We start from the raw sequence: 23195 nt of genomic DNA on the forward strand, positions 1-23195 counted from the left end.
AAGTTTTAGCAAAGATAGGTCTATTATTTTATATAAATTCTTAATTTTGCTACCGAATAATCGTTCAGTTTCTGATAAAAACTGAGTTTTATTTACTATATTTAATAACTAACAATAGGTAAAAAGGTTCCCTTAAAACTTCGCTTTTAGCTAATTTACCGATTATAACAAGTCTATTTCATGGACAAGAAACAACGTATAATTATCACTATGCTTGAGCTAGTGGTAAAACAAGGTGTACACGCTACGCCAATGTCACAGGTTGCCCGAGAGGCTAATGTTGCAGTAGGAACAATATATCACTATTTTGAAAACAAAAATCAAATTATTGAAGAGATCTATAATATGATTTATCAAGATTATGGCGTTGTTTTGATGGCAAACCTACCAAATGAAGGTTTCCAAAAACAATACGAAGCGATGTGGTTGAATTTATATAACTACTTTATAGGTAATCCTCTTGCGTTTCAATTTGTAGAGTTTATTGGTGTCCCTCCTATTATTTCTAAGGAAGTTATGGACAAAACAGTAGTCCATTTTTCTTCTGTAAGAGATTTCTTTTTAAATGGTATCAAAGACAAACATCTTAGAGATGCCCCATTACGATTAGTTTTACAATATGCTTATGGTAATGTTGTATCTGCAGTTTGGTTAAAAACTAAAGGAGAATTAGACATGGAAGGAGACGACTTAAAGACAGCTATTGCTATGTCTTGGGATTGTATTAAAAATCAACGTTAATTAAGCCTCACTTAATGCGAGTAACTTTGTTAGTGTTTTAAAATTCCTGGTAGTTACCGTAATTTCTAATTTTTTTTCTAAAAAATTATTATTGGCTTTTGCCCTACCGTAACCTGTACTAGAATATAAATACACACAATCATTTATAAGCTTAAATTTTTCGTTTAAAAAACTAAAGGTCGTGATCAATTGTTTTTGATTGCGACCTACTTTTGTGTACAATAATGCAAAATAACTGGTTTGTTTTTCAGTTTCGCTAAAGGGATATTTCTCTAAAATTAGCGCCACTTGTTTTGGTGTTTTAACTAAAACGGGGATTTTAAAACCAAAACTATTTTCAATACCCGCTTCAATCTTAGAGGTTATTATAGCTATATCTGCTACATCCGACTTAAACACAATATTACCCGTTTGAATATAGGTTTTCACCTCTAAAAACCCTAACAATTCCATAAGCGCTCTTAAATCTTGCATTGGTAGTTTATTATGACCACCAACGTTAATACCTCTTAAAAACGCAATATATTTTTGCATGCTAATTATCTATATTTTTAGCTACAATATAGGCGCTTGTCCATGCATTTTGAAAGTTAAAACCACCAGTAACTGCATCTACGTTAATTATTTCGCCAGCAAAATATAAGTTATCATGGATCTTACTTTGGTAATTTTTAAAATTAACCTCTTTAAGATCTATTCCTCCTGCAGTAACAAACTCTTCTTTAAAGGTGCTTTTTCCATCTACCTTAAAAACAGCTTTTGTTAATTGTCCAGCTAAGGCCTCTAATTGTATTTTATTAAGATCTGCCCATCTATTATCTTCCGTAATATCTGCAGCTAAAACTAGTGTTTTCCATAGGCGTTTTGGCAAATCAAATTGTGTTGCTTTAAACACCGTTTTTTTAGACAAGTCCTGTTTGATGTCTTTTAAATCTGACAACGCTGTTTCAAATTCTTGATTAATAAAATTAACTTCAATATCAAATTTATAATCTCTTTTTGCTAACTCTAAAGCTCCAAAAGCAGATAGCTTTAAAATTGAAGGTGCACTCATCCCCCAATGGGTAATCAATAATGGCCCAGAAGATTCTAATTTAGAATCAACCACTTTTACTGTAACATTCTGAGCGACTACACCAGGAATATCTTTTATACGTTGATCGTTAATATTAAACGTAAATAATGATGGAACAGGCTTGATAATAGTATGTTCTAATTGCTGTAAAAAAGACCATATTTTTGGATTACTTCCAGTTGCAACTATTAATTTATTTGCTAAAAACTGATCTGTTTTAGTGCTAATACTCCATTGCGTATTTATTTTTTCAAAACTTATCACAGATTGATTAGTCAACACATCAACATTGTGCTTATCCGCTTCATTTAAAAAACAATCTATAATAGTTTGAGAGTTATTACTGGTTGGAAAGATACGTCCATCATCTTCAATCTTTAGTGGTACACCACGCGCTTCAAACCAGCCCATAGTATCTCCTGTCATAAAAGTATGAAAAGGCCCCAACAGCTCTTTTTCCCCTCTAGGGTAATACGTCGTTAATTCTTGTGGGATAAACTCGGCATGCGTCACATTGCAACGCCCACCACCTGACACTTTAACTTTACCAAGGACATCTTTACCTCTTTCTAATATGGCTACTTTTAGGTTAGGATGTAGCTCTCCAATGTTTACTGCAGCAAAAAAACCTGCTGCTCCGCCTCCTATAATAATTACATCGTACTGTTTCATAATCTGTCTGGAAAATCACTAATTATAGCATCTACTTGATAGCTAATGGCTTGTTTTATATCTTGTTTTGTATTAACCGTCCATGTATTAATCTTATACCCTAATGCTTGAGCTTGCGCAACATTAAGTTTGGTTAACAAGGAAAATTTAGGATGAATTGCTTTCGCTTTTATAACATTCGCAAATGCTAAAGCCTCACTAAAATTATCTTCTGTCAATACACCTAATGGAATATCAGGATTTATATTGTAAAGCTCAAGTAATACGGAATGCTTAAAACTACTAACTATAATATTATCCAAAGCCCATCCTTTATTATCTATATAATCTTTAACAATATGATCTGTTGGAATTGCAGTTCCTTCGCCTTTTAATTCAATATTTATTACAATAGTATTATCAATTAAATCCAACACTTCTATTAAAGTTGGTATCTTAAATTGATTATCTACTTTTAATTTTTTAATATCTGTTAAGGTCAAATTAGCTATTGCACCTACCCCATTTGTAATACGATCTAAAATAAAATCATGAAAAACAACTAGCTCTCCTGTTTTACAAACATGCACATCAATCTCCACACCATCAACACCTAAATCTATAGCTTTTGCAATAGATTCTAACGTGTTTTCCGTAACATAACCTTTAGCGCCACGGTGGCCAATTTTAAGAAATTTACTCATTAATTTTATCAATATTTTAAGATTCCAAAACTACATTTGGTTTGATATATGCTTATATTTATTTGAATTTAAAATCATCACAATTTATGACATTTCAATTAAAACCAATACTAGTTTCAGCATTACTTTTTATGTCATGCAACACCGGAAAACTAACTGTGGTTGGGTCTATTGATAATGATTTAGAAGAAGCTTCTGCAGCACAAATGGTTACAAACTCTAATTTAATTTGGACCATACAAGACGCCGGAAACAATAATAATGTTTACGGTTTAGATTTAAAAGGTGACATTGTTAAAGACATTGATGTTAGTAACATTAAAAATCAAGACTGGGAAGATTTAGCTAGCGATACTGAAGGCAATTTATACATTGGTGATCTTGGAAACAACTCTAGAAAACGAAAAAAATTCTTCATCTATAAAATTGAAAACTTAGCAAATGTGGATCATAAAACCGAAGCATTAACGATTAGTTTTACATTACCAAAAGATGTAAAATCAGAAGATTTTGAATCGTTTTTTTTATGGAAAGACAGCTTTTATGTTTTTAGTAAAGAGAACAAAAAGACAATGCTTCTTAAAGTCCCGAACAAAGTAGGAGAACATGTAGCTACTTACATTACAGAATATGAATTAAAAGGAAAAGATACACGTGTAACCTCTGCAGACATTAGTCCTGATGGCAAAACCGTTGTACTATTAAATCATGATCGCATATGGACCTTAACGGAATATAATACAGATAACTTTTTTGAAGGTGTTGTGTCCAAAATAGATTTAAAACACGACAGCCAAAAGGAAGGCATTTGCTTTAAAGACAACAAAACAGTTTATATTACTGATGAAGATTCTGGAAAAGATGGAAACAACATTTACAGCTTTAAACTATAAATTAAAGGGCTTTAATTGAAGCGTAATTAGCTTTACGTCCTCTGGATTAGTAATTGCCTTTTTAGCATCTTCAAAAAGCTTACTAGCCTCTTCATGCACAGCATTAACATAGGTTTTATTGTTACAACCAACCGTAAAAGCTAAGTGATTAAGCATATGTATTAATTTAACCACTACTACAACATCATGCTTGGCATAAGTCCTAATTGGTGCTAAAACAGAAAATAATAGGTCCTTAAAACTTACCGAATTAATTTTAATCAAGGCATCATCATTATGTTGTAAAATACTAACATCTTGCTTCTGCATTCTTTTTTCAAATAATTCTGTTAAATAATCTATTGCAATTTCTGTAGTTCCGGGATCATTTACCCCTGGCGACATTGCTTTTACTGCAATCTCGGTAATTTGTTTAAACCCTAAAACATAATTATCTTCAATAACTTCGTCTCTAGAAAACTGAAAAAAGCTTAATAAATCATCAAGAGCCTCTTCGTCTATTTCTGCATTACATTTAAATAAGGGTTTATCCTTATAAATGTACTGTCCTTTTATGGCTACCACATGGCATTTGCAATCGTTATTTTTAGCAAACTCTAACACGGGGTCTAGTATTATATCTTGTAAAAAACCGGTTGAAACCGAATTATAAGTCGTCCAATTATCAGTGTCTGGAAAATCATGATCACCATTCTTTTCTGATGTAATAAGTTGGTCTAATCTGTTTTTTGCTTCAGAAAAAATACGCTGCATTATATTATGCACTTGAATTTCTTGAGAAATAGAATGAATAAAATAAAAGCACCCAAACAAACGACCATTAAAACAATAGCCAATAACACTGAAAAACCTGGCAATTGATATTTATCACCATCAGGCTCTATTGAAACCATTGTGAATATACAATACAGTAGCGTTGCATTGTAAATACCTAATATTTTTTGATGGCGTTTATTAGAAATCAAACCTGGCAATACTCTTGGCGAAAAATTACTTGATGCTTGATTAAGTAAAACCATAACCATCGAAAAACTAAACACCATTATTGAAATTAACCCAGCAATAAACGTGGTTAAAATACTAAAAGCAGTTTCTGTATTATTTATAACCAGTAAAGGAACATGATCCATTAAATAGGCAGAAACCCCTTTATTTTCTATGTAAAACATAAAAAAGGCAAAGCCCACACCAACTAAGCTATACACCGTTGGATAAAACGCTATTTTACTTTCTAGCTTTTTTAAATATTCAAACCCACTGACTATTATATTTTTCATGTATTGGTTGTTAAAAATTCAACCCAAATCCAAAAGAAAAGCGTAACCCTTCTTCACTATTAAAAAAGTTAAATGTACCAGAAACACTGTCTGCTGCGGTTACCCAAAAACCAACACCAAAATCATTATGCCATACTTTTGAATCTCCATTTTTAAGCCACACACGTCCTACATCTCCTCCAGCAAACACACCTAGTTGTAGTGGTAATGCACGGGTTTTAAATTGATTAAAACTATAACGTATATCTGCACTACCTGTTAAACTATTCTGTCCCGTAAAACGCTGTAATCTATACCCTCTTAATCCATTGTTACCACCAATATTTGCTGCTTGATAAAATATCAAATCATCCCCAAAACGTAACTGAGAGCGCACATCTGTTTTTAAAACTAATTTTCTATTAGTAGATAACGCATTGTAAAACCCTAATTCTGAGTTTATATAACCATAAGTATATTTAGAATTATTCACTTCTGATTTTGCTCCCACGTCTAAACCTAAAGTCATTCCTCGCGTTGGATTAGAAGCATTATCAAAACTCTGGTAATTAAAATTACCTTCTAAACCTACAAAGACACGTCGATTATAAAAATCGTCATTTGTTGTCGATGGTTCTAAAGTTTCAATAAAACGATTTGTTGTTTCTCCAATTTCAATAGCTTCGGTTAATAATTTAGCGCCATAGTCTGATCCAAAATCTCCTTTTTTCAATATACCAACACTTGCCGCATAGGTACTTGTTTTTATTCGATTATAATCTAATTCTAAAACATCATCATTATTAACGGTTTGGTTACCGTATCCAAAAAAGTTATTTGTAAAATTCTCGCTAGTTACTTGCCCTGCAACATGTAAGTTCCAATCCCCAAAAAGGTTAGCAAACTCACCATCATAGTTTACGCTAAATCCACTAGTTGCAAAAAAGTAACCTGCATTAAAACGGTGTTGTTGCGAGTATGGATTACGAGTAAACCCTTTGATAGTATAATTTAATCCAAAACCAACTTTAAAACCATCATCCGGATTATATCCCAAACTGGGTGTTAAGACACTGGTTTTAACTATGTTTTTCTGAAAATCAAACAAGTTATTGTTATAAACATCCGTGAAGTTTATTTTGGCTCCATTATTTTTAGTTATCGTATTTGGCTTAGACTCGTGGTCATAAATACGTACGCGTCTTCCGTTGTTAATAATATATTCGTCATTATTTTGACCACCAATAATTCTTGTAAAAATCAAGTTATTAGCCTTTCCCGTTACTTCAATAACATCATCATCATCTAGTGCATAAATCCATAACTCTTTAGTGATGTTTTTATTAAACGTACGATCAACAATAACATCTGCTTTCTTTCCTTTTTTTATTCTAGAAATTATGACTTGAGTTTCGTTATCACCAACCCTTTTTACTTCAATATAATCGTCTTTATCTGTTCCGGTAAGTATGACTAATTCGTTTAAATAATCCGAATAACGTTCCGCTATATCTAACAAATTAGAACGTCTTCCTTTCAAAAAGGTTTTAATTTGTTGTAATGATTCGTCTTGAGCTTCTTCTGGCACTTTACTAAATGCCTCTTCTATCACATCGTCTGTAATATGATCCATTAAGTATTGCGCTTGCTTTAACCAAACCGATTTATCCGATTTTTGGATTAACACTTTATCTAATTTTATTCCGGCACTATTCATCCACTTGATGTCTTTTAACTCGGCATCATACACTTGTAATTGCTTTGTTGACCCAGAAATAAAACGCATTATATCTAAGATTGCACCATCAAAATTAGAAAACACTTGGTCTCTATCTCTTGGTATTGGACGGTATAGTTTATCACCATTCTCTTGATTAAATTGTGCCCATCTCCATTGGTCTTGATGCCTATCCCAATCCCCTAAAAGCATATCAAATAAACGCGCTCTAACAAATGCATTTTCGTCTATTTTATATTTTTCATCTTTACGGATTTTCTTAATAATATCATGTGTGCTTTCAATATCATCCGCATAACCAAAGTTTTTCTCGTCAGAATAATTGTCTTCTGGACGTTCTTCAATTAAATATAATTCGCCTCCATAATTGTAATTATAATCCTTTAAATATTTGTGTTTTGGTATATAATATAATTTTGGATTGGTATGGTATACATCTGCTGCATGAGATAAATCCGGAACTACAGAAAACGCGTAGGGATGCGCTGCTGTGTAAAAATCTAATATTAAATCTTCGACTTTAGTTTTATCAAAATCATCACTTAAATATGTTTCTTTAAATAAAACGGTCTGCAAATATTGTGTTGCACTTTTACGTAATGCTCTCATATTTAACTGACGCCCATCTTTGGTTTGCAATCTTAAAGAGCGGGTTTGATGCCCTCCGCCTTCTCTTACAATTTCTAACCCACCATAAAGTGTGTCTAAAGTAGCTACAGGTACTTCTATTTTTTGACTGTATAACGCTCTATATTTTTCTCCAAATAATGCTTGATACACCCCTGTTTTATCTGTTTCTTCTTTTGAATAAATAGACGCTTGCGTTGTTGTTGGAAAACTATCTGGTAATTGCGACAGATCATATTCTGCAGCTTTTTTATCTAATACTTGTTTTGTAAACAACAGTTTTGCTTGTTCATTGTCTTCGCCATAAAAGCTAACATAACTACTACCATCTTCAAACATTGTTAATGTTGCAAACCCTTGTTGTCCTGACGCAAACAATCCATTATTACTTAAAGACGCACCAGAACTTTTAGATCCAGAACCCGATACTATTTGCTTGATACCACTATCTTCAATATACTGTAACGTATGCTCGTGACCAGAAGTAAATACAATATTTTGATACTCTAAGGCTAGGGTTTTAATACGGTTCATCATTTTGTTATAACGCTCGTTATAACGATCCTGAATAGAGACGCCACCTTGGGTTCTGATTTGCGTAATTAGAGATGCAAAAAATGGTAAAGGCAAATTACTTTGAAAAGGAAACAAATGTTTGTCTTTAGTATAAAAACCACCATGCGAACCGTTAGTATACATCGGATGATGCATGGCTACAACTACATTTTTGTTTTGGGCTTTTTTAAATTCGCCTTCTAATTCTAGCAAAAAACGCTCTCTTGTTTTTATTTCGCAATCATCATTTATAGTTGGGTGTTTATTCCAGTTTTCTAAATACCACTGGGTATCTATAATAATTAGCTCTACTTGATCACTAATCTCAACAACTTCTAAAGGACAACCATTTTCTGGTTTAAAAGTATCCTCTCCTAAAGCCTCTTCTATAAATTTCTCTTCATTTTTTAAACCATGTAATCCATTGGCATACCAATCATGATTACCAGGAATAAATACTACCTGCCCATCAAAATCGTTAACAGATTTAACTTGTGCTTCAATATTATTTTTAGCCTCGTTATAAGATTTATGTCCCTTTGAAGGTAAACCTGCAGGATAAATATTATCACCTAAAAAAAGTGTCACATCTCCTTTTGTATCTTTATTTTTAATGAAATTCTTATAGGCTTTTAACCCGTTAGAAAATCCGTTTTCAGGAGAAATACCGGCATCACCAACCAAATAAAAGGTTTTATGAACCGCTTTATTAGGCAATGCTTTAATTGCTGAATCTGCAGCCTTGTATTGTGCTTCAAAACTGGCGCAATTACTTAAAATTAGAGCAAGTGCAAACGTTAGAAATATGTTATTTTTTGTCATTAAAGGTTGATAGTTTTATTTTTTTAGTACTTTGGATAAGAATAATTACATACCTATGTCTAAACTAGTTGAAAAAACCGAAGCTTTTGTATTTGATCTCCTTAAAAACGAGCTTCCAAACACTATAGTCTACCACAATCATACGCATACCCTAAGAGTATTTAAAAGTACAAAAGAAATTATAGAAAATTCTAAAATTGATGTTAATGATGCGGAAATACTTGAATTAGCTGCCTTATTGCATGACGTAGGATATACACAAACTAGAGACGGTCATGAAGTTGTTAGCGCGAAAATTGCTAGAGATTTTTTAACGTCTGAAAATGCGAGCGAAAGCCTTATTAAAAGTGTTGAAAATTGCATATTAGCAACTCAATTTGATGCACAGCCGCAAAACGAGTTAGAAAAAATAATTCGTGATGCAGATTGCTCTCATTTTGGAAAAAAATACTTCCCTGAAGCTAGCGAGTTTTTAAGAAAAGAACTAGAATTATCCGGTATAGCTAATTATACACCTAGTGAATGGTTAGACGAAAACATAAAAGTATTATCTAAAAAACACAAATATCATACAGATTACGCTTTAAAAAACTGGCAATCTAGAAAAGAAAAGAATTTAGCGAAGCTTATTAAAACCAAAAAGAAACAGAAGACAAAAATTAAAAATGAAGAGCTAAAAGCAAAATATAAAGCGCAATACAAAAATGAAAGTCCAGAACGTGCTATCCAATCTTTTTACAGAACAGCTTTAAAAAATCATATAAAACTGAGTGATATTGCAGATACAAAAGCAAACATTTTATTATCTGTAAATGCCATTATAATATCTGTAGTCTTAGCTAATTTAATATCAAAATTAGATACTAACCCTTATTTGATTTGGCCTACAGTGATATTTACATTATTTAGTGTAATATCTATGGTAATGTCCATTATAGCAACACGTCCAAATGTAACTAGCGGACAATTTACTAAAGAAGACGTAAAAAATAAGGAAGTAAACCTTACCTTTTTTGGAAACTTCCATAAAATGGGGCTTAAAGAATTTGAATGGGCTATTAATGAAATGATTAGTGATAAAGAATACATCTATAAATCACTAACCAAAGATTTATACTTTTTAGGATTAGTTTTAGAACGTAAATACCGTTTATTAAGAATAACGTACACCGTATTTATGATTGGAATAATAGTGTCTCTATTAGCTTTTGGTATAGCTGTAAAAAACAACCCAGGTGTTAATATCCAAGACGTTTTAAACACATCTACACACATACAATCCGTATTACCAAATGGTGTTGCTAATACGTTTGTAGCTATGCTTTAATTTCATTCATTAAATCGTCGTATGTATAAAACTCTTTTTTACTAGAATCTTTTTGGTATAACATATTAATTCTAATAGCCTTTAGACCAGTTACGCCTTGTAGGTCTTCTAATTCAAGAATTTCTACCTCGTCCCCTAGCTTATGTTTAGACTGTAAGAATTTAACGTATTTTAAATACTCAAACTCATCTGCTTGTTGAGAATAGACAATGGTTAATTTACCTTTAGCTGTAATACGTTCTGTAGTACCTTTAATGTTAGCTTTGTCTACACGTTTTTTAACCACCTCATATCTTGCATTGTAAGTTCCATCAACATCAAAATGTTTCTCGTCTGCCCTAAACCTTATAGATAATGGCTGATTAAACACCAATATCATAGAAGCGACATCCAAAGCTATTGGATATTTGTGCTGCTTGTTATAGAAAGCAGTCTCCATATCTATCATAACTTGCATTTGCCACAAGCGTAAATTATACAAGTACAATTCGTTAAAAGAATCTTCTTTTGTTATGGACTCTCCTATATACATATTATGCTCTACACCATCTGTTTTGAAACGCTCAAAAAAGTGAGGATACATTGCTTGTGCTTCAACTTGCTTTCTATCTAATAATGAAGACATGTTTTTATTAATCAGACTTATCGTGTCATCATAATTTTTTCGATAATAATAAATAACTTCTAAATCAGTATTTACTTTACTAAAATAATCTTCTATATCTTCTTTTAAATAGGGTTTGTTTTTAAGTTGAAATCTAAAAAGTGGTTCAATTTCATACTTAAAAAACTGAGTGATTTTTTGCTCACTATCTACTTTAAAATCAATTTTTAAAGCTGTTTTATAGGTTTTAATTTGAAACAATACCTGCTCAAATATTGGTAAATGTTCTTCTTTTAAAGCTATTTTTATAATTTTTTCAACCATTTTAAGTTGAAGTGCTAGATCTTTTTGAGTTGCATTATTTCTAGCTTCTGAAGATCCTTTAACATCTATTTGCCCAAATAAAGGGTATACGTTTTCAAAACTAATTTTATTAAAAGTAGGGTTATCTACTCCACTATAATCTTCTTGCATAAACTGCCTAGCTGCCTTCTCAAACTTCCATTTCACACTTGGATGGATAGAGGTGCATTCTCTTTGGATAATAGCCTGAATAAGGTTCTCTTCGTCTCTTTTAGAGCGTTTTACTGCAGACAAAATAAAAGGCATCACATCTACCAATTTATTAGAGTTTATACTATTTAAAGCTCTTGGTGTTGCAGACACCAACTCTAAAACTGCCAACAATTCTCCATTTTCTGCAATAGGAGCAAAAATGGCACTTTTAAAACCTTGTTCTTTTAAAACCTTTATTTGAGGTACTAATCCCTTTGAAAGCTCAAACCCTTTGTCAACATCAGAGATTGCAAAGTTTGTTTTCTCCTTTAATATTTTATCATAACTGTAATGACAGAATAAATTCTCGCATTTAAACTGCTCTTTTGCTTTTAATAAAAAACTACTAATAGCAGAGTCATGCACTTTCATTAACGTGTTTTCTTCTTTATTGAATATAGAAAAACCAACCTGCAAATCACTAACCCCTAACAAAGACCTAAACACTTGTTGGAAATCACTCATAAAGCTTTCGTCTTTACGTTTGTTGTTTCCTATTAAAGTCGTTTTTATATTTGATATTGCTTGATCATCAGTAACATCAAACATATTAGAAATTACAAACCCATTGGAAATGTAACTGTTTGGCGGAAACTTAGCTTTCCATAACTCTATATTGTCAAAATTATCCAACAACTCATCAAAATCTGACTGTGTTAATTTTGGTGCTTTATCCGTTGGTAAAATCTCCATAAAATCCGCATTATACGTGATTTTATAAACTCTAATCATTCCGTTTTCATCCGGAATTTCATAATATAATGGTCGTTTGAAATTAGTATCAAAGCCATAACAGAAACTCATGATAATGGTACACCCTAAAATATACCAGTCATTTTCTGGCATGTTTTTTATAACCAATTTAAAATCAGGACCTGCTGTTTTAATTATATTTTCAAAACGTTTTGACGCATTAAAAATAAAATTATGATAAGGTACACTTACGGTCTTAATCTCGTTTAAACTTAAAACTTCGCTAAACGAATCTTGTAATAGTATCTGAATTTCGTCTTTATACTTTTCTAAAACAGAAATATTACTAAACCCTTCTTTTAAAATAGGATTTGCTTCTTGAATTTCTAGTATACGCTTCGCCTTAGCTGCGGTGAATGGATCTTCACTTTTAGCCAATGGTTTGTAACGTTCAATTAATTTATTGAAACTAATTTGTAACGAAAACGGTAAATTTATATTGTCATTTAGATCAATCATCGAAAGTATTAAAGTTCGGCAAAGATACGCATTATCACTATTAGTCGTGATACTTTAAATAAGTTGACATCTTTTTGTCTTATTAAAAACTACTAGACTAAATATGGACTCTTTTAAAGATACAAAACAGAAAATTAAAAGTTCTTAAAACATTATAAAACAAACATTTTATTAACACAAAACCAATTTAAAACAAAAAAATCCGGAATAAATTCCGGATTTTTATTAGTTATATATACTACTGATATTAGTCTTTAAGCTCTAAACCAGTAATCGTTAATACTTCAATTTCTATTTCGTTTCCTTCTGCATCTTCACTCATTTCCATTGTTTTCTCATAAGTAACCTTGAATTTACTTCCAACAAAATCGTCAGATTCTAAATCAAAAGCCTCTAAAGCTTCTTCTGATACATATTGAAATAACATTTTTGGGCTTTTACCGTTTTCTGGAACATTAAATACATAATCATACTCTACAACGCCTTTGTAAATACCTGTAACAACTATTGGATTTGTAGTTGTGAATGATGTTAAGCTAAAAAAAGCTAATGCTATAATAATTAATTTTGTTTTCATTTTAAAAAAATTTATAAAATTATTGTATTGTTTGTTGTTTTCGGAAATTTGCCACCTCAAGTCCAAAAGTGCTTTTAGTATTGTTTATTTTGGCAATACACGTGGTAAGTCTAATATACGTTTTTAAAGTGTTATTTAGATTACATAAATTTAGTAATAAACATATCAAAAACTTCAATTACAATTAAAATAATAATGATCCACTCTAGCCTACTGCTTTCTTTATGGTCCATTATGTCTTTAAAAAGCTCAAGATTTTCTTTTATAATTTCTATCCTATCATGAATTAAACGGTATCTGTCTTTTAAATCAAACGTTTGTTTTAAATCTTGATTAAGCTGATTTAATTGTTCGTTTTCCCATGTACTATCAGGAGAATCAAAAATATATAGATTTTCCGAAATTCGGTTTTTAATATTTAAAGTTCTACCTATAAATCGTTTTAGCTTATTTCCTGAAATATCTAGTTTCCCTTTCTTTTCAAGATAAAGCGTGTGTTTATTCGTTTCTTCTAAAAGATCATACGTAATATCAGAATAACGATCTAGCGCCACACTTTGTGACACGTTAAGCATGACTAACCTAATCATGTCATCGTTTAATTCTGGTAACTCTATATGATTAAAATCAACTTTTAAACTATTGGGCTTGATAAGTACCTTAACCTCTTCGGATAGTTTTTCTGACAAATAATTATTGGAGAATGGCTCCATACTAGCAAGCACCTTATTAATAGACTGAGTGGTCATATTAAAAAAGCTTACTATTCCGTATTGAAAAATGTACACAAACGCATTATCGTCGCATTTGTAATACAGCTCGTCACTATCATTAAACAACAACTGCCAAGACAGTTGTTGTTTACATTGTTTTATATTGATAGTGCTAGCTACCTGATAGGCAACTACAGTATACATACTTAGAAATCGTCGTGATCTTGTTCCTCGCTTGGTTCTGATTCTGGATCCTGAACTGCTTCTGCGTCATCGTCTTCAAAATCTTCATAATCATCTTCGTCGTAGTTTTCCATAGTTTTTACCAACTTGGTACTAACCTTGACTAAATACTTAGTGTCTTCCGTAGTTACTTCTACAGCTTCTATAAGCTCGTTTTTAGCATTTCTAAACTCGATAATATGATCTTCGTCGTAGCCATCAGGATACTTTTCTACTAACAATTTTAATATTTCAGGTGTTAGTTTTTTAAAGTCTACTATGACACGTTTTAAATTGTCTGTTTTTTTCATTTTTTACGAAAGCAATTATAATCCTAATATGTAAGCAAATATAAGCGGAGCAACTATTGTTGCATCACTCTCTACAATAAATTTTGGTGTATCAATATCCAGTTTCCCCCAAGTAATTTTCTCATTAGGTACAGCTCCAGAATATGACCCGTAACTAGTTGTAGAGTCACTTATTTGGCAAAAATAACTCCAAAATGGTGTATCTGTACGCTCCATATCTTGATATAACATTGGCACTACACATATTGGAAAATCTCCTGCGATACCACCTCCAATTTGGAAAAACCCGATTCCGTTTTTAGAGTTTTCAGTATACCAATCTGCTAAAAACGTCATGTACTCGATTCCAGATTTCATGGTACTAGCTTTAAGCTCTCCCTTTAATACGTAGCTTGCAAAAATATTACCCATAGTACTGTCTTCCCAACCTGGGCAAACTATTGGTAAGTTTTTTTCTGCTGCAGCATACATCCAAGAGTCTTTTAAATCAATCTCGTAATACTCTTCTAAAACGCCTGACAATAACATTTTGTACATGTACTCATGTGGTAAAAAACGCTCTCCATTAGCCTCAGCATCTTTCCATATTTTTTCAATATGGTGTTGTAAACGTCTAAATGCTTCGTGCTCAGGAATACAAGTATCTGTTACACGGTTAAGTCCTTTTTCTAATAAATCCCACTCTTCTTGAGGTGTTAAATCACGGTAATTAGGCACACGCTTGTAGTGCGAATGTGCTACCAAATTCATGATATCCTCTTCTAAGTTTGCTCCAGTACATGAAATAATATGCACTTTATCTTGACGAATCATTTCTGCAAAACTTTTACCAAGTTCGGCAGTACTCATAGCACCAGCAAGAGACACTAACATCTTAGCGCCATTGTCTAATTGTGTTTCGTATCCTTTTGCTGCATCTACTAAAGCTGCTGCGTTAAAATGTAAATAATGATGTTCTATAAATTGTGAAACTGGTCCTTTAGTACTCATCGTCTTCGTTGAATTTAGAAGTGTTATTTTTTTGTGTGTCTTTCTCGTATGTGTTGTCGTAATCGTCTTCTGCGCCTTGATTTAAAAACTTATAGCTTAGCATTTTATAATATAATTTCGCAGCTAAAAAGTCTGAAGATTTATCCACTTTATTTGGACATAATTCAACAATATCAAATCCAACCACGTTTTTCTCTTCAAATACTTGCTTTAAAAACTCTAAAGTTTCGTACCATAATAAACCACCCGGCTCTGGCGTACCGGTACTTGGCATAATTGAAGGGTCAAATGCATCTAAATCTATGGTAATAAATACATTATCCGTCATCTGATCTATAGCACTATCCATCCAAGTATCATCCAATGCCATCTCATGCGCAAAGTATGTCTTCTCTGTGTCCATTACAGTCTTTTCAATAGCATCCATAGAGCGTATACCTACTTGAATCAAGTTAGTATTTTGACTTGCTTCGTATAATGCACACGCGTGGTTACATGCTGTACCTTCATACTCCTTACGCAAATCTGCATGCGCATCTAATTGCAATACTGTTAAACTAGGAAACATCTCGTTAAATGCACGTATTGTACCAATAGATATAGAATGTTCTCCTCCAAAAATAGTAACAAACTTATTTTTTTTAATATACTTTTTAGTTGCTTGATGAACAGCTTCTACCATTGCTTCTGGCGAGCTATTTTCTGTTACAGCATCTGCTAAATACACCCCTTGATTGTATACTTCAGAATCTGTTTCGATATCATAAAGTTCCATATTTGCAGAAGCATCTAAAAATGCTTCAGGACCTTTATCAGCCCCTTTTTGCCATGTACTAGTACCATCATAAGGTACAGGAATTAAAACAATTTTAGCTTTTTCTAATTTTGCTAATTCTTCTGGAATACCAGCATAAGTTTTAGTTTGCATAACCTAAAATTTTAAGTAAGTCTTCACTTTTTTGTTGTTCAGAAAATAATGTTTTTGTGATGTTTCCATCCTTGTCTTTATCTATTAAAATATGTTTTGGAGATGGTATTAAACAATGTTGTAATCCTCCAAAACCACCAATTGTTTCTTGATATGCTCCAGTATTAAAAAAACCTATATACAATGGTTTTTCTTTGTTGTATTTTGGTAAATAAATAGCGTTCATATGCTGCTCACTGTTGTAATAATCATCACTATCGCAAGTTAAACCTCCTAGTAAAACACGCTCATAAGAGTCATGCCAACGGTTTATCGCTAACATTATAAAACGCTTGTTAATTGCCCAAGTATCTGGTAATGTTGTAATAAAAGAAGAGTTTATCATGTTCCACTTTTCACGATCATTTTGTTGTTTTTGATACAACACTTCATAAATAGCGCCACCACTTTCTCCTACTGTAAAACTTCCAAATTCTGTAAAAATATTTGGTACATCTACTTCTTCCTCTTCACACGTTTGTTTAATTTGATTAATGATTTCGTCAATCATATATTCATAATCAAAATCAAATGCTAACGAGTTTTTAATCGGAAATCCTCCTCCAATATTTAAACTATCTAAGCTAGGACAAACCTTTTTTAAACTCGTGTATACTTTTAAACATTTTAAAAGTTCGTTCCAGTAATACGCATTATCTCTAATTCCCGTATTGATAAAAAAGTGAAGCATTTTAAGCTCTACTTTAGGATTAGATTTTATTTGATTTTTATAAAACGGGATTATGTTTTTGTACCCAATTCCTAATCTTGAAGTATAAAACTCAAACTTAGGCTCTTCCTCTGATGCAATTCTAATACCTACTTTAAAGTTTCCATCAATTTGCTCAGAAAGTAAATCTATTTCTTCGTAGTTATCAATAATTGGAATACAGTTTTTTTGACCGTTATTAATTAACCGAGCAATGTTTGAAACATATTGATCACGTTTAAATCCATTACTAATAATAAATGTTTCGTCAGTTATCTTACCTTCCTTCTTAAGGTTTTCAACAATATCAATATCAAAAGCAGATGATGTTTCAATGTGAATATCATTTTTTAAAGCCTCATTTAAAACATGTTTAAAGTGAGAGCTTTTTGTGCAATAGCAATAGTTGTAGTTCCCTTTGTAATCGTGTTTTTTTATGGCATCTCTAAACCATGTTTTTGCACGTTGTATATTGTTAGAAATTTGTGGTAAGTATGTAAATTTTAAAGGTGCTCCATACTCTTCTACTAACTCCATTAAATCGATATCATGAAATTGTAATGTCTTGTCCTCTAACTTAAATTCTGGTTGAGGAAAATCAAAAGTTTGACTGATTAAGTCTATGTACTTTGTGTTCATTTTTGTTTAAAACGTTAAAATTAAAATATAAATAGTAAAAAAATCCTTGTTAAAAAAAATAACAAAGTGACTATCAAATTTGAATTCTAAGGTCGTAAGTAGGCGCAAAGCCAAACTGATGCTGGCTAGCATATATAGATGTGAAAGCGGAAGTTAGCTTTAGAATTCGGTCGCTTAATCTGTAAGCTGCTTTTGAATATGACTTCCTAATTTTCAAAAGCCCGAACATAGAAACAGAGTTCAAAGTGTTCAGCTATTATACTGCAAATGAAATACTTTTTTTTGAATTAAAAACTTTTTTATTAAAAAAATAAAAAACATTTAATACTCTGATAACAAGAGCACTTACAACTCTAAAAAACACAAAAGCACTTCTTTTATTAAATTAAAAGAAGTGCTTTTACCTAAATTACTTTAAAAACTAATCTAAATCCAATCTAATACCTAAAGAAATATTGTTTTGATCAAACGTTTGATTTTTAAATAGTGGGGCAATGTCATATTTAGCATATAAACTTAAATCTCCTACTCCAATATACCCGCTAAGACCGTACGTAAAAGTGTTGGTATTAAAGTTTCTTTTAATTTTCTCCTTTACACGATCTCCGTTTTCTTTGTAGGTTAACTTTTGTACTGCATTACCATTTACACCAAAATAACCTCCCAATCCTACTTTAAACTTATTATGATTAAAATAACGGACACGACCATCTTTATAGTCTTTTTTATTCCATGGACCAAACTCAAGATGCATAGGAATTACTAAGCTAGTGGTTCTAAACTTGGCGCGTTTTAAATCGCCATCAAAAGACTGTAATATTGTTTGATTACCATCTTGAACAAAATACATATCGTTCTTAATATCTAATTTATTCCATTGCACAGAAAGCCCATATTTAAAACGTAAAAAATTAGACTCTTTTAGTACTCTAGTTTTCCATAGCCATCCTAGCTCTACAAAACCAGAACCTCCTAATTTATATGGCGTATCACTTAAACTAACACCATCAATTATTGTATTATTAAACCCCATTGCAAAAAGCATTTGGTTACCTGTACGGATATCTTTTTTGGGTGGTTTCCTATTTGCTCTTACCCCTAAAATCTCTCTATCACTGTCTCCAATTTTAATAGACACTACTGTTTTTTGAATATCATCCTTAGAACCTTGATTATTTCGAGTTAAAAACTCTAATCTATTTACCGCAATAGCTATTCTATTTTCTATATTTAATGCTCTTTTTTCCGCAGCTTCTTTTTTTAATTGTTCTGCTTCTTCAAAAGTAATCTCATCTTCCTCTAATTGATCATTTATTGTTTCAATTTCTAATTTCAAGGCATCACGCTCTTCCGTAGTAATTGTTTCTTTTATGGATTCTATTCTTGGTATTGAATCCATTACTTGTGCTTTAAGCTGACTTACTGCCAACAATAAAAACAAGTACACTAAATGTTTTGTAATGTTTTGCATAACTGTTCGTTTTTTTTTTAATGATTAATTGATTTAATTATCGCGCTCTACTACTGTCGTTCTTAAAGTTTCATAGCCTGATTTTACAGCATGAAACAATCTGTTTTTTAGAGACTTTTCTGATGTCATCTCTATCTCCTCTAGTAAAGAGTTCGCGTCTATTTTTTCGGATTTATACCCCGTATTTGTTGCCTTAACTTTGGCATAAGCTTTATCTAAAAGCAAATCTGCTTCATTAGTTAAAATTTTACTCTTAATTATTTGTGTATCTACTGACTGAGATTGCGCAACAACAGTACTAGTCACACTGTTAGAAACGGTATTTAAAGCATTACCCTCAGCTTCTAAGCTGGTAGGTTTTAAATTCCCTGAAGCTACATTAATTACGGTTGCTTTTTTTGTAGGTGCCGTAATAACGGCATTGTTCTTTTTTACTTGATACTGCTGCTCTTGCTTTTCATTTAACACATCACTTTTAGCGTCCTTTTTATTTACAATTACATCTGGTTGTACTGCCTGTATTTTTCTTGGTATATTTATTTCATTTTTCACTTCTTCAACAACCTCATTAATAGTATTTGATTGATTTCTAAAAATAAAAACCGTCAAACAAACGCCTACAAGTGTTGCTGCAATACTCAGCCACCAAAATGAGACTTTACGTTTATCTTGACGTTGATCTAATAGTGTGTCTAACTGACTCCAAGTTGTTTTACTTGGTGCAATTGTACGACGCTCTAAAGTGTCTTTTAATTGCTTTTCAAATTTATTTGGTGCCATATTCCTTGGTATTAAGTATTCTAATATTATTCTGTAATAATTTACGCGCTTTAAATAGTTGAGATTTAGAAGTCCCTTCACTTATATTTAAAAGTTTAGCTATCTCTGCATGCTTATACCCCTCTATGGCATACATTACAAACACCATTTTGTAACCTTCTGGTAAATTATCTATCAATTCTTGTAATTGTGCCACATCATATTGTTGCGAACTTTCATCCTGAATTTCGACATGTTCATAATCATCGTCTACAAATTGAATCGTTTTTTTCTGTCTCAAAAATGAAATTGACTCTCTAACCATAATCCGCCTAATCCAACCTTCAAAACTACCTTCTCCCCTAAAACTTTTTAAATTTGTAAAGACTTTTAAAAACCCGTTAAGCATAACCTCCTCTGCATGTTGTAAGTTTTTGACATAATAACGACAAACACTTAACATTTTGGGTGCATGCATTTCAAACAATACGTGTTGGGCTTCACGATTATTCTGAGCAGCTTTTTTGATAAGCTTAGTTTCGTTATTAAATAAGGTTACAACTTTCACAAAAAGTATTTAAATTCGCATTATATTTATATAGACGCAAAATTGATATAAATAGTTGCCTCAATAACAATAAAAAAAAAGAATATGCCTAAAATAAGTTTCTTTAATAAAGCCTTTCCATACATTATCTTATTATCCTTTATAGTCTTGTTTAATTGTAAATCTGATGACGACACACCAATTACAATGGAACCAGAAATTGAAGAAACACCCCTAAATATAACGGAAAACATTGAGTTAATTGATGAAAGCGCTATTCAATTAGGATACATTTTAGCTATAGAAAATGGAGCAGACACCTCTTATCTTATTGACAAAGGCGGTAATAAAATTAAACAATGGAATTTTGACAGTAATTTAGGTAATGACATAAAACTATTACCTAATGGAACTCTATTAGGTATGTTTAAAACAAATACTCCTTCATTTACACTAGGTGGTTATGGTGGTGTTATAAAAATCATAAACAGTGATTCTCAAACTATTTATGAGTATAACTACTCTGATGACATTGTTCTAGCACATCATGATGTAAAACAATTACCTAATGGAAATTTCTTGTTTATTGCTTGGCAAAAGGTAGATAATGCAGTTGCTATTGCTAATGGTTTTAATAATAGTAATGATATATTTCCTGAAACTTTAGTGGAAATAGACCCAACTACAGATCAAATAGTTTGGAAATGGAATAGCATGGATCATATTGTACAAGACCATGACAATTCTAAACTTAATTACAACAACGTAAACGATAACCCACAATTAATAGATGTTAACTATAATAGCACTATTGCTAATGGTGATATTATGCACGCCAATGGAATAGACTATGATCCAATAAAAGACATTATTTATTTAAGTATTAATTTTTACAGCGAAGTTTGGGTAATAGACCATAGTACTTCCACAACTGAAGCAGCAAGCAATACGGGAGGAAATTACAACAAAGGAGGCGATCTAATATATAGATTTGGAAATCCTGAAGCCTACAAAAACACAACGTCACCAAGATTGTTTTACAACAATCATGCACCAACAATAATTGATGAGGGTAAACCAGGAGAAGATAATATTTTAGTATACATGAATGGTAGTAATAACAATCAATCCATTGTATACGAATTTAAAATGCCCGTAAACTTTAGTCTTAATGGCTCTCAAAATAACGAACCTGAAGTAATTTGGAATTTTACCGATGCAAATTTATATAACGGACGCATATCTGGAGCTGTGAGATTAAGAAACGGAAACACTTTAATTTGTGAAGGTGATTACGGTTATTGGGAAGTTACAACTAATGGCACTGTCGTTTGGAAATATTCAGGTTTGGATGTTCCTGCTTTTTGGAGAGGTTATGATTATTATCCAGGTGATGAAGCTATAATTAATTTAGGACTATAACTACTTTTTTCTTTCAATAACATAATTAACCATCAACTCAAGCGAATCTCTATATTCCGATTTTGGAAATCCATTTAGCAAGACTAAAGCTTCTTCTTGAAAAGATTTCATTTTTGAAACCGCATAATCCAAACCGCCATTTTGTTTTACAAAATCGATAACTTGATTGACGCGTTTTCTGTCTTTGTTGTGGTTTTTAATCGAATTGATTACCCACTTTTTATCTTTTTTAGAACAGTTACTTAGAACATAAATTAAAGGTAAGGTCATTTTTTGCTCTTTAATATCTATCCCTGTAGGCTTACCAATACTTTGTGTACCATAATCAAACAAGTCATCTTTAATTTGAAAAGCCATTCCGATAAGCTCTCCAAATTTACGCATACTTTCTACCTCAACAGAATTAGGCTTTACTGAGGCTGCTCCAAGACTACAACATGCCGCTATAAGCGTTGCTGTTTTCTGTCTAATAATTTCGTAATAAATATCTTCTGTTATATCTAGCTTTCTTGCTTTTTCTATTTGAAGTAATTCCCCTTCACTCATTTCCCTTACTGCAATAGAAATAATTTTAAGCAAATCAAAATCGTTATTATCAATAGAAAGCAACAACCCTTTAGACAACAAAAAATCACCTATCAGGACAGCTATTTTATTTTTCCATAGAGCATTGATGGAGAAAAACCCACGACGTTTATTACTGTCATCTACTACATCATCATGGACTAAAGTCGCAGTATGTATTAGCTCTATTACCGAGGCGCCACGATAGGTACGCTCACTTACCTCTCCGTTAGATACCATTTTAGCTACTAAAAAGACAAACATTGGACGCATTTGCTTCCCTTTACGGTTAACAATATAGTACGTTATCCTATTTAAGAGTGCTACTTTTGAAGACATAGCCAGCCTAAACTTCTTCTCAAAAAGATCCATTTCAAAAGCAATAGGCTGTTTTATCTGTTCTGTTATCTTCAAAATTTAGATCTAATTTTTAGTGATACCAAAAATACAAATAAACTTATAGACCCTAATATTAATAATTCGTAATTATTCTATAAAAATTATAATATTTAAAAAAAAAAATTACCTTTATGGTACTATTATT

At 31.8% G+C, this 23195-nt stretch carries 19 protein-coding genes and 1 pseudogene; 4 read left to right on the forward strand and 16 right to left on the reverse strand.

Going from position 1 to position 23195, the window contains the following annotated elements:
* Window positions 1-180 precede the first annotated feature (180 nt).
* Window positions 181-741, forward strand: a complete 561-nt coding sequence (locus BMZ09_RS04095) for a TetR/AcrR family transcriptional regulator (RefSeq protein ID WP_090837755.1) — start codon at window positions 181-183, stop codon at window positions 739-741.
* Here BMZ09_RS04095 and BMZ09_RS04100 read toward each other — a convergent pair whose 3' ends face one another.
* The 3 genes from BMZ09_RS04100 to BMZ09_RS04110 are packed head-to-tail and all read right to left on the reverse strand — an operon-like array spanning window position 742 to window position 3171.
* Entirely contained in the window at window positions 742-1275 is a 534-nt protein-coding gene (locus BMZ09_RS04100) for a DUF1697 domain-containing protein (protein WP_090837757.1), read from the reverse strand.
* A gap of 1 nt (window position 1276) precedes the next feature.
* Window positions 1277-2488, reverse strand: coding sequence for a BaiN/RdsA family NAD(P)/FAD-dependent oxidoreductase (locus BMZ09_RS04105; protein WP_090837759.1), 1212 nt, complete (start codon window positions 2486-2488; stop codon window positions 1277-1279).
* Entirely contained in the window at window positions 2485-3171 is a 687-nt protein-coding gene (locus BMZ09_RS04110) for a glycerophosphodiester phosphodiesterase (RefSeq protein WP_090837760.1), read from the reverse strand. Before BMZ09_RS04110 ends, BMZ09_RS04105 begins: the two co-directional genes overlap by 4 nt.
* Window positions 3172-3257: 86 nt before the next feature.
* Between BMZ09_RS04110 and BMZ09_RS04115 the strand changes: the two genes are divergently transcribed.
* Entirely contained in the window at window positions 3258-4064 is an 807-nt protein-coding gene (locus tag BMZ09_RS04115) for an SdiA-regulated/phytase-like domain-containing protein (protein ID WP_090837762.1), read from the forward strand.
* Here the strand turns inward: BMZ09_RS04115 and BMZ09_RS16405 are convergent.
* Together BMZ09_RS16405 and BMZ09_RS04125 are read right to left on the reverse strand one after the other, a co-directional pair.
* A pseudogene (locus BMZ09_RS16405) lies at window positions 4059-5341 on the reverse strand (DUF2254 domain-containing protein). The gene BMZ09_RS04115 and the pseudogene BMZ09_RS16405 overlap by 6 nt on opposite strands.
* A 10-nt stretch (window positions 5342-5351) precedes the next feature.
* Window positions 5352-9062 (reverse strand): metallophosphoesterase, encoded by a 3711-nt coding sequence (locus tag BMZ09_RS04125; RefSeq protein WP_090837764.1) that lies wholly within the window; start codon window positions 9060-9062, stop codon window positions 5352-5354.
* A 55-nt stretch (window positions 9063-9117) separates the two neighbouring features.
* On the opposite strand from BMZ09_RS04125, the gene BMZ09_RS04130 reads away from it, so the two are divergent.
* Window positions 9118-10389, forward strand: coding sequence for a Pycsar system effector family protein (locus BMZ09_RS04130; protein ID WP_090837766.1), 1272 nt, complete (start codon window positions 9118-9120; stop codon window positions 10387-10389).
* Here BMZ09_RS04130 and BMZ09_RS04135 read toward each other — a convergent pair.
* From BMZ09_RS04135 to BMZ09_RS04180, 10 genes are all read right to left on the reverse strand, one after another.
* Window positions 10379-12760 carry a GAF domain-containing protein gene (locus tag BMZ09_RS04135; RefSeq protein ID WP_090837767.1) on the reverse strand — a complete coding sequence of 794 codons (2382 nt, stop codon included), beginning with the start codon at window positions 12758-12760 and terminating at the stop codon, window positions 10379-10381. The two genes, BMZ09_RS04130 and BMZ09_RS04135, sit on opposite strands and share 11 nt — an antisense overlap.
* Window positions 12761-13007: 247 nt before the next feature.
* A complete protein-coding gene (locus BMZ09_RS04140; protein WP_090837769.1) occupies window positions 13008-13337 on the reverse strand; it encodes a hypothetical protein in 330 nt (109 codons plus the stop codon).
* A 140-nt stretch (window positions 13338-13477) separates the two neighbouring features.
* Entirely contained in the window at window positions 13478-14254 is a 777-nt protein-coding gene (locus BMZ09_RS04145) for an RMD1 family protein (RefSeq protein WP_090837770.1), read from the reverse strand.
* Window positions 14255-14256: 2 nt separating this feature from the next.
* Window positions 14257-14583, reverse strand: a complete 327-nt coding sequence (locus BMZ09_RS04150) for a hypothetical protein (RefSeq protein WP_090837772.1) — start codon at window positions 14581-14583, stop codon at window positions 14257-14259.
* Between the two features lie 15 nt (window positions 14584-14598).
* Window positions 14599-15573 (reverse strand): deoxyhypusine synthase family protein, encoded by a 975-nt coding sequence (locus BMZ09_RS04155; RefSeq protein WP_090837774.1) that lies wholly within the window; start codon window positions 15571-15573, stop codon window positions 14599-14601.
* A complete protein-coding gene (gene speB, locus BMZ09_RS04160) occupies window positions 15563-16501 on the reverse strand; it encodes an agmatinase (protein ID WP_090837776.1) in 939 nt (312 codons plus the stop codon). The genes BMZ09_RS04155 and speB overlap by 11 nt, the downstream gene beginning before the upstream one ends.
* Window positions 16491-17888 (reverse strand): arginine decarboxylase, encoded by a 1398-nt coding sequence (locus BMZ09_RS04165; protein ID WP_090837778.1) that lies wholly within the window; start codon window positions 17886-17888, stop codon window positions 16491-16493. The genes speB and BMZ09_RS04165 overlap by 11 nt, the downstream gene beginning before the upstream one ends.
* 421 nt (window positions 17889-18309) lie before the next feature.
* Window positions 18310-19359, reverse strand: coding sequence for a hypothetical protein (locus BMZ09_RS04170; protein WP_090837780.1), 1050 nt, complete (start codon window positions 19357-19359; stop codon window positions 18310-18312).
* A 33-nt stretch (window positions 19360-19392) separates the two neighbouring features.
* On the reverse strand, window positions 19393-20139 hold the full coding sequence (locus BMZ09_RS04175) for a hypothetical protein (protein WP_090837782.1): 747 nt from the start codon (window positions 20137-20139) through the stop codon (window positions 19393-19395).
* A complete protein-coding gene (locus BMZ09_RS04180; protein WP_090837784.1) occupies window positions 20126-20686 on the reverse strand; it encodes an RNA polymerase sigma factor in 561 nt (186 codons plus the stop codon). The genes BMZ09_RS04175 and BMZ09_RS04180 overlap by 14 nt, the downstream gene beginning before the upstream one ends.
* An 84-nt stretch (window positions 20687-20770) precedes the next feature.
* Here BMZ09_RS04180 and BMZ09_RS04185 point away from each other — a divergent pair, with 84 nt between their 5' ends.
* Entirely contained in the window at window positions 20771-22087 is a 1317-nt protein-coding gene (locus tag BMZ09_RS04185) for an aryl-sulfate sulfotransferase (protein WP_090837786.1), read from the forward strand.
* Here BMZ09_RS04185 and BMZ09_RS04190 read toward each other — a convergent pair whose 3' ends face one another.
* Complete coding sequence (locus BMZ09_RS04190; RefSeq protein WP_090837788.1) at window positions 22088-23065, reverse strand: polyprenyl synthetase family protein; 978 nt, start codon at window positions 23063-23065, stop codon at window positions 22088-22090. It abuts the gene before it with no gap.
* Window positions 23066-23195 lie beyond the last annotated feature (130 nt).

This window comes from Olleya namhaensis, assembly GCF_900114005.1.
Taxonomy (GTDB): Bacteria; Bacteroidota; Bacteroidia; order Flavobacteriales; family Flavobacteriaceae; genus Olleya; species Olleya namhaensis.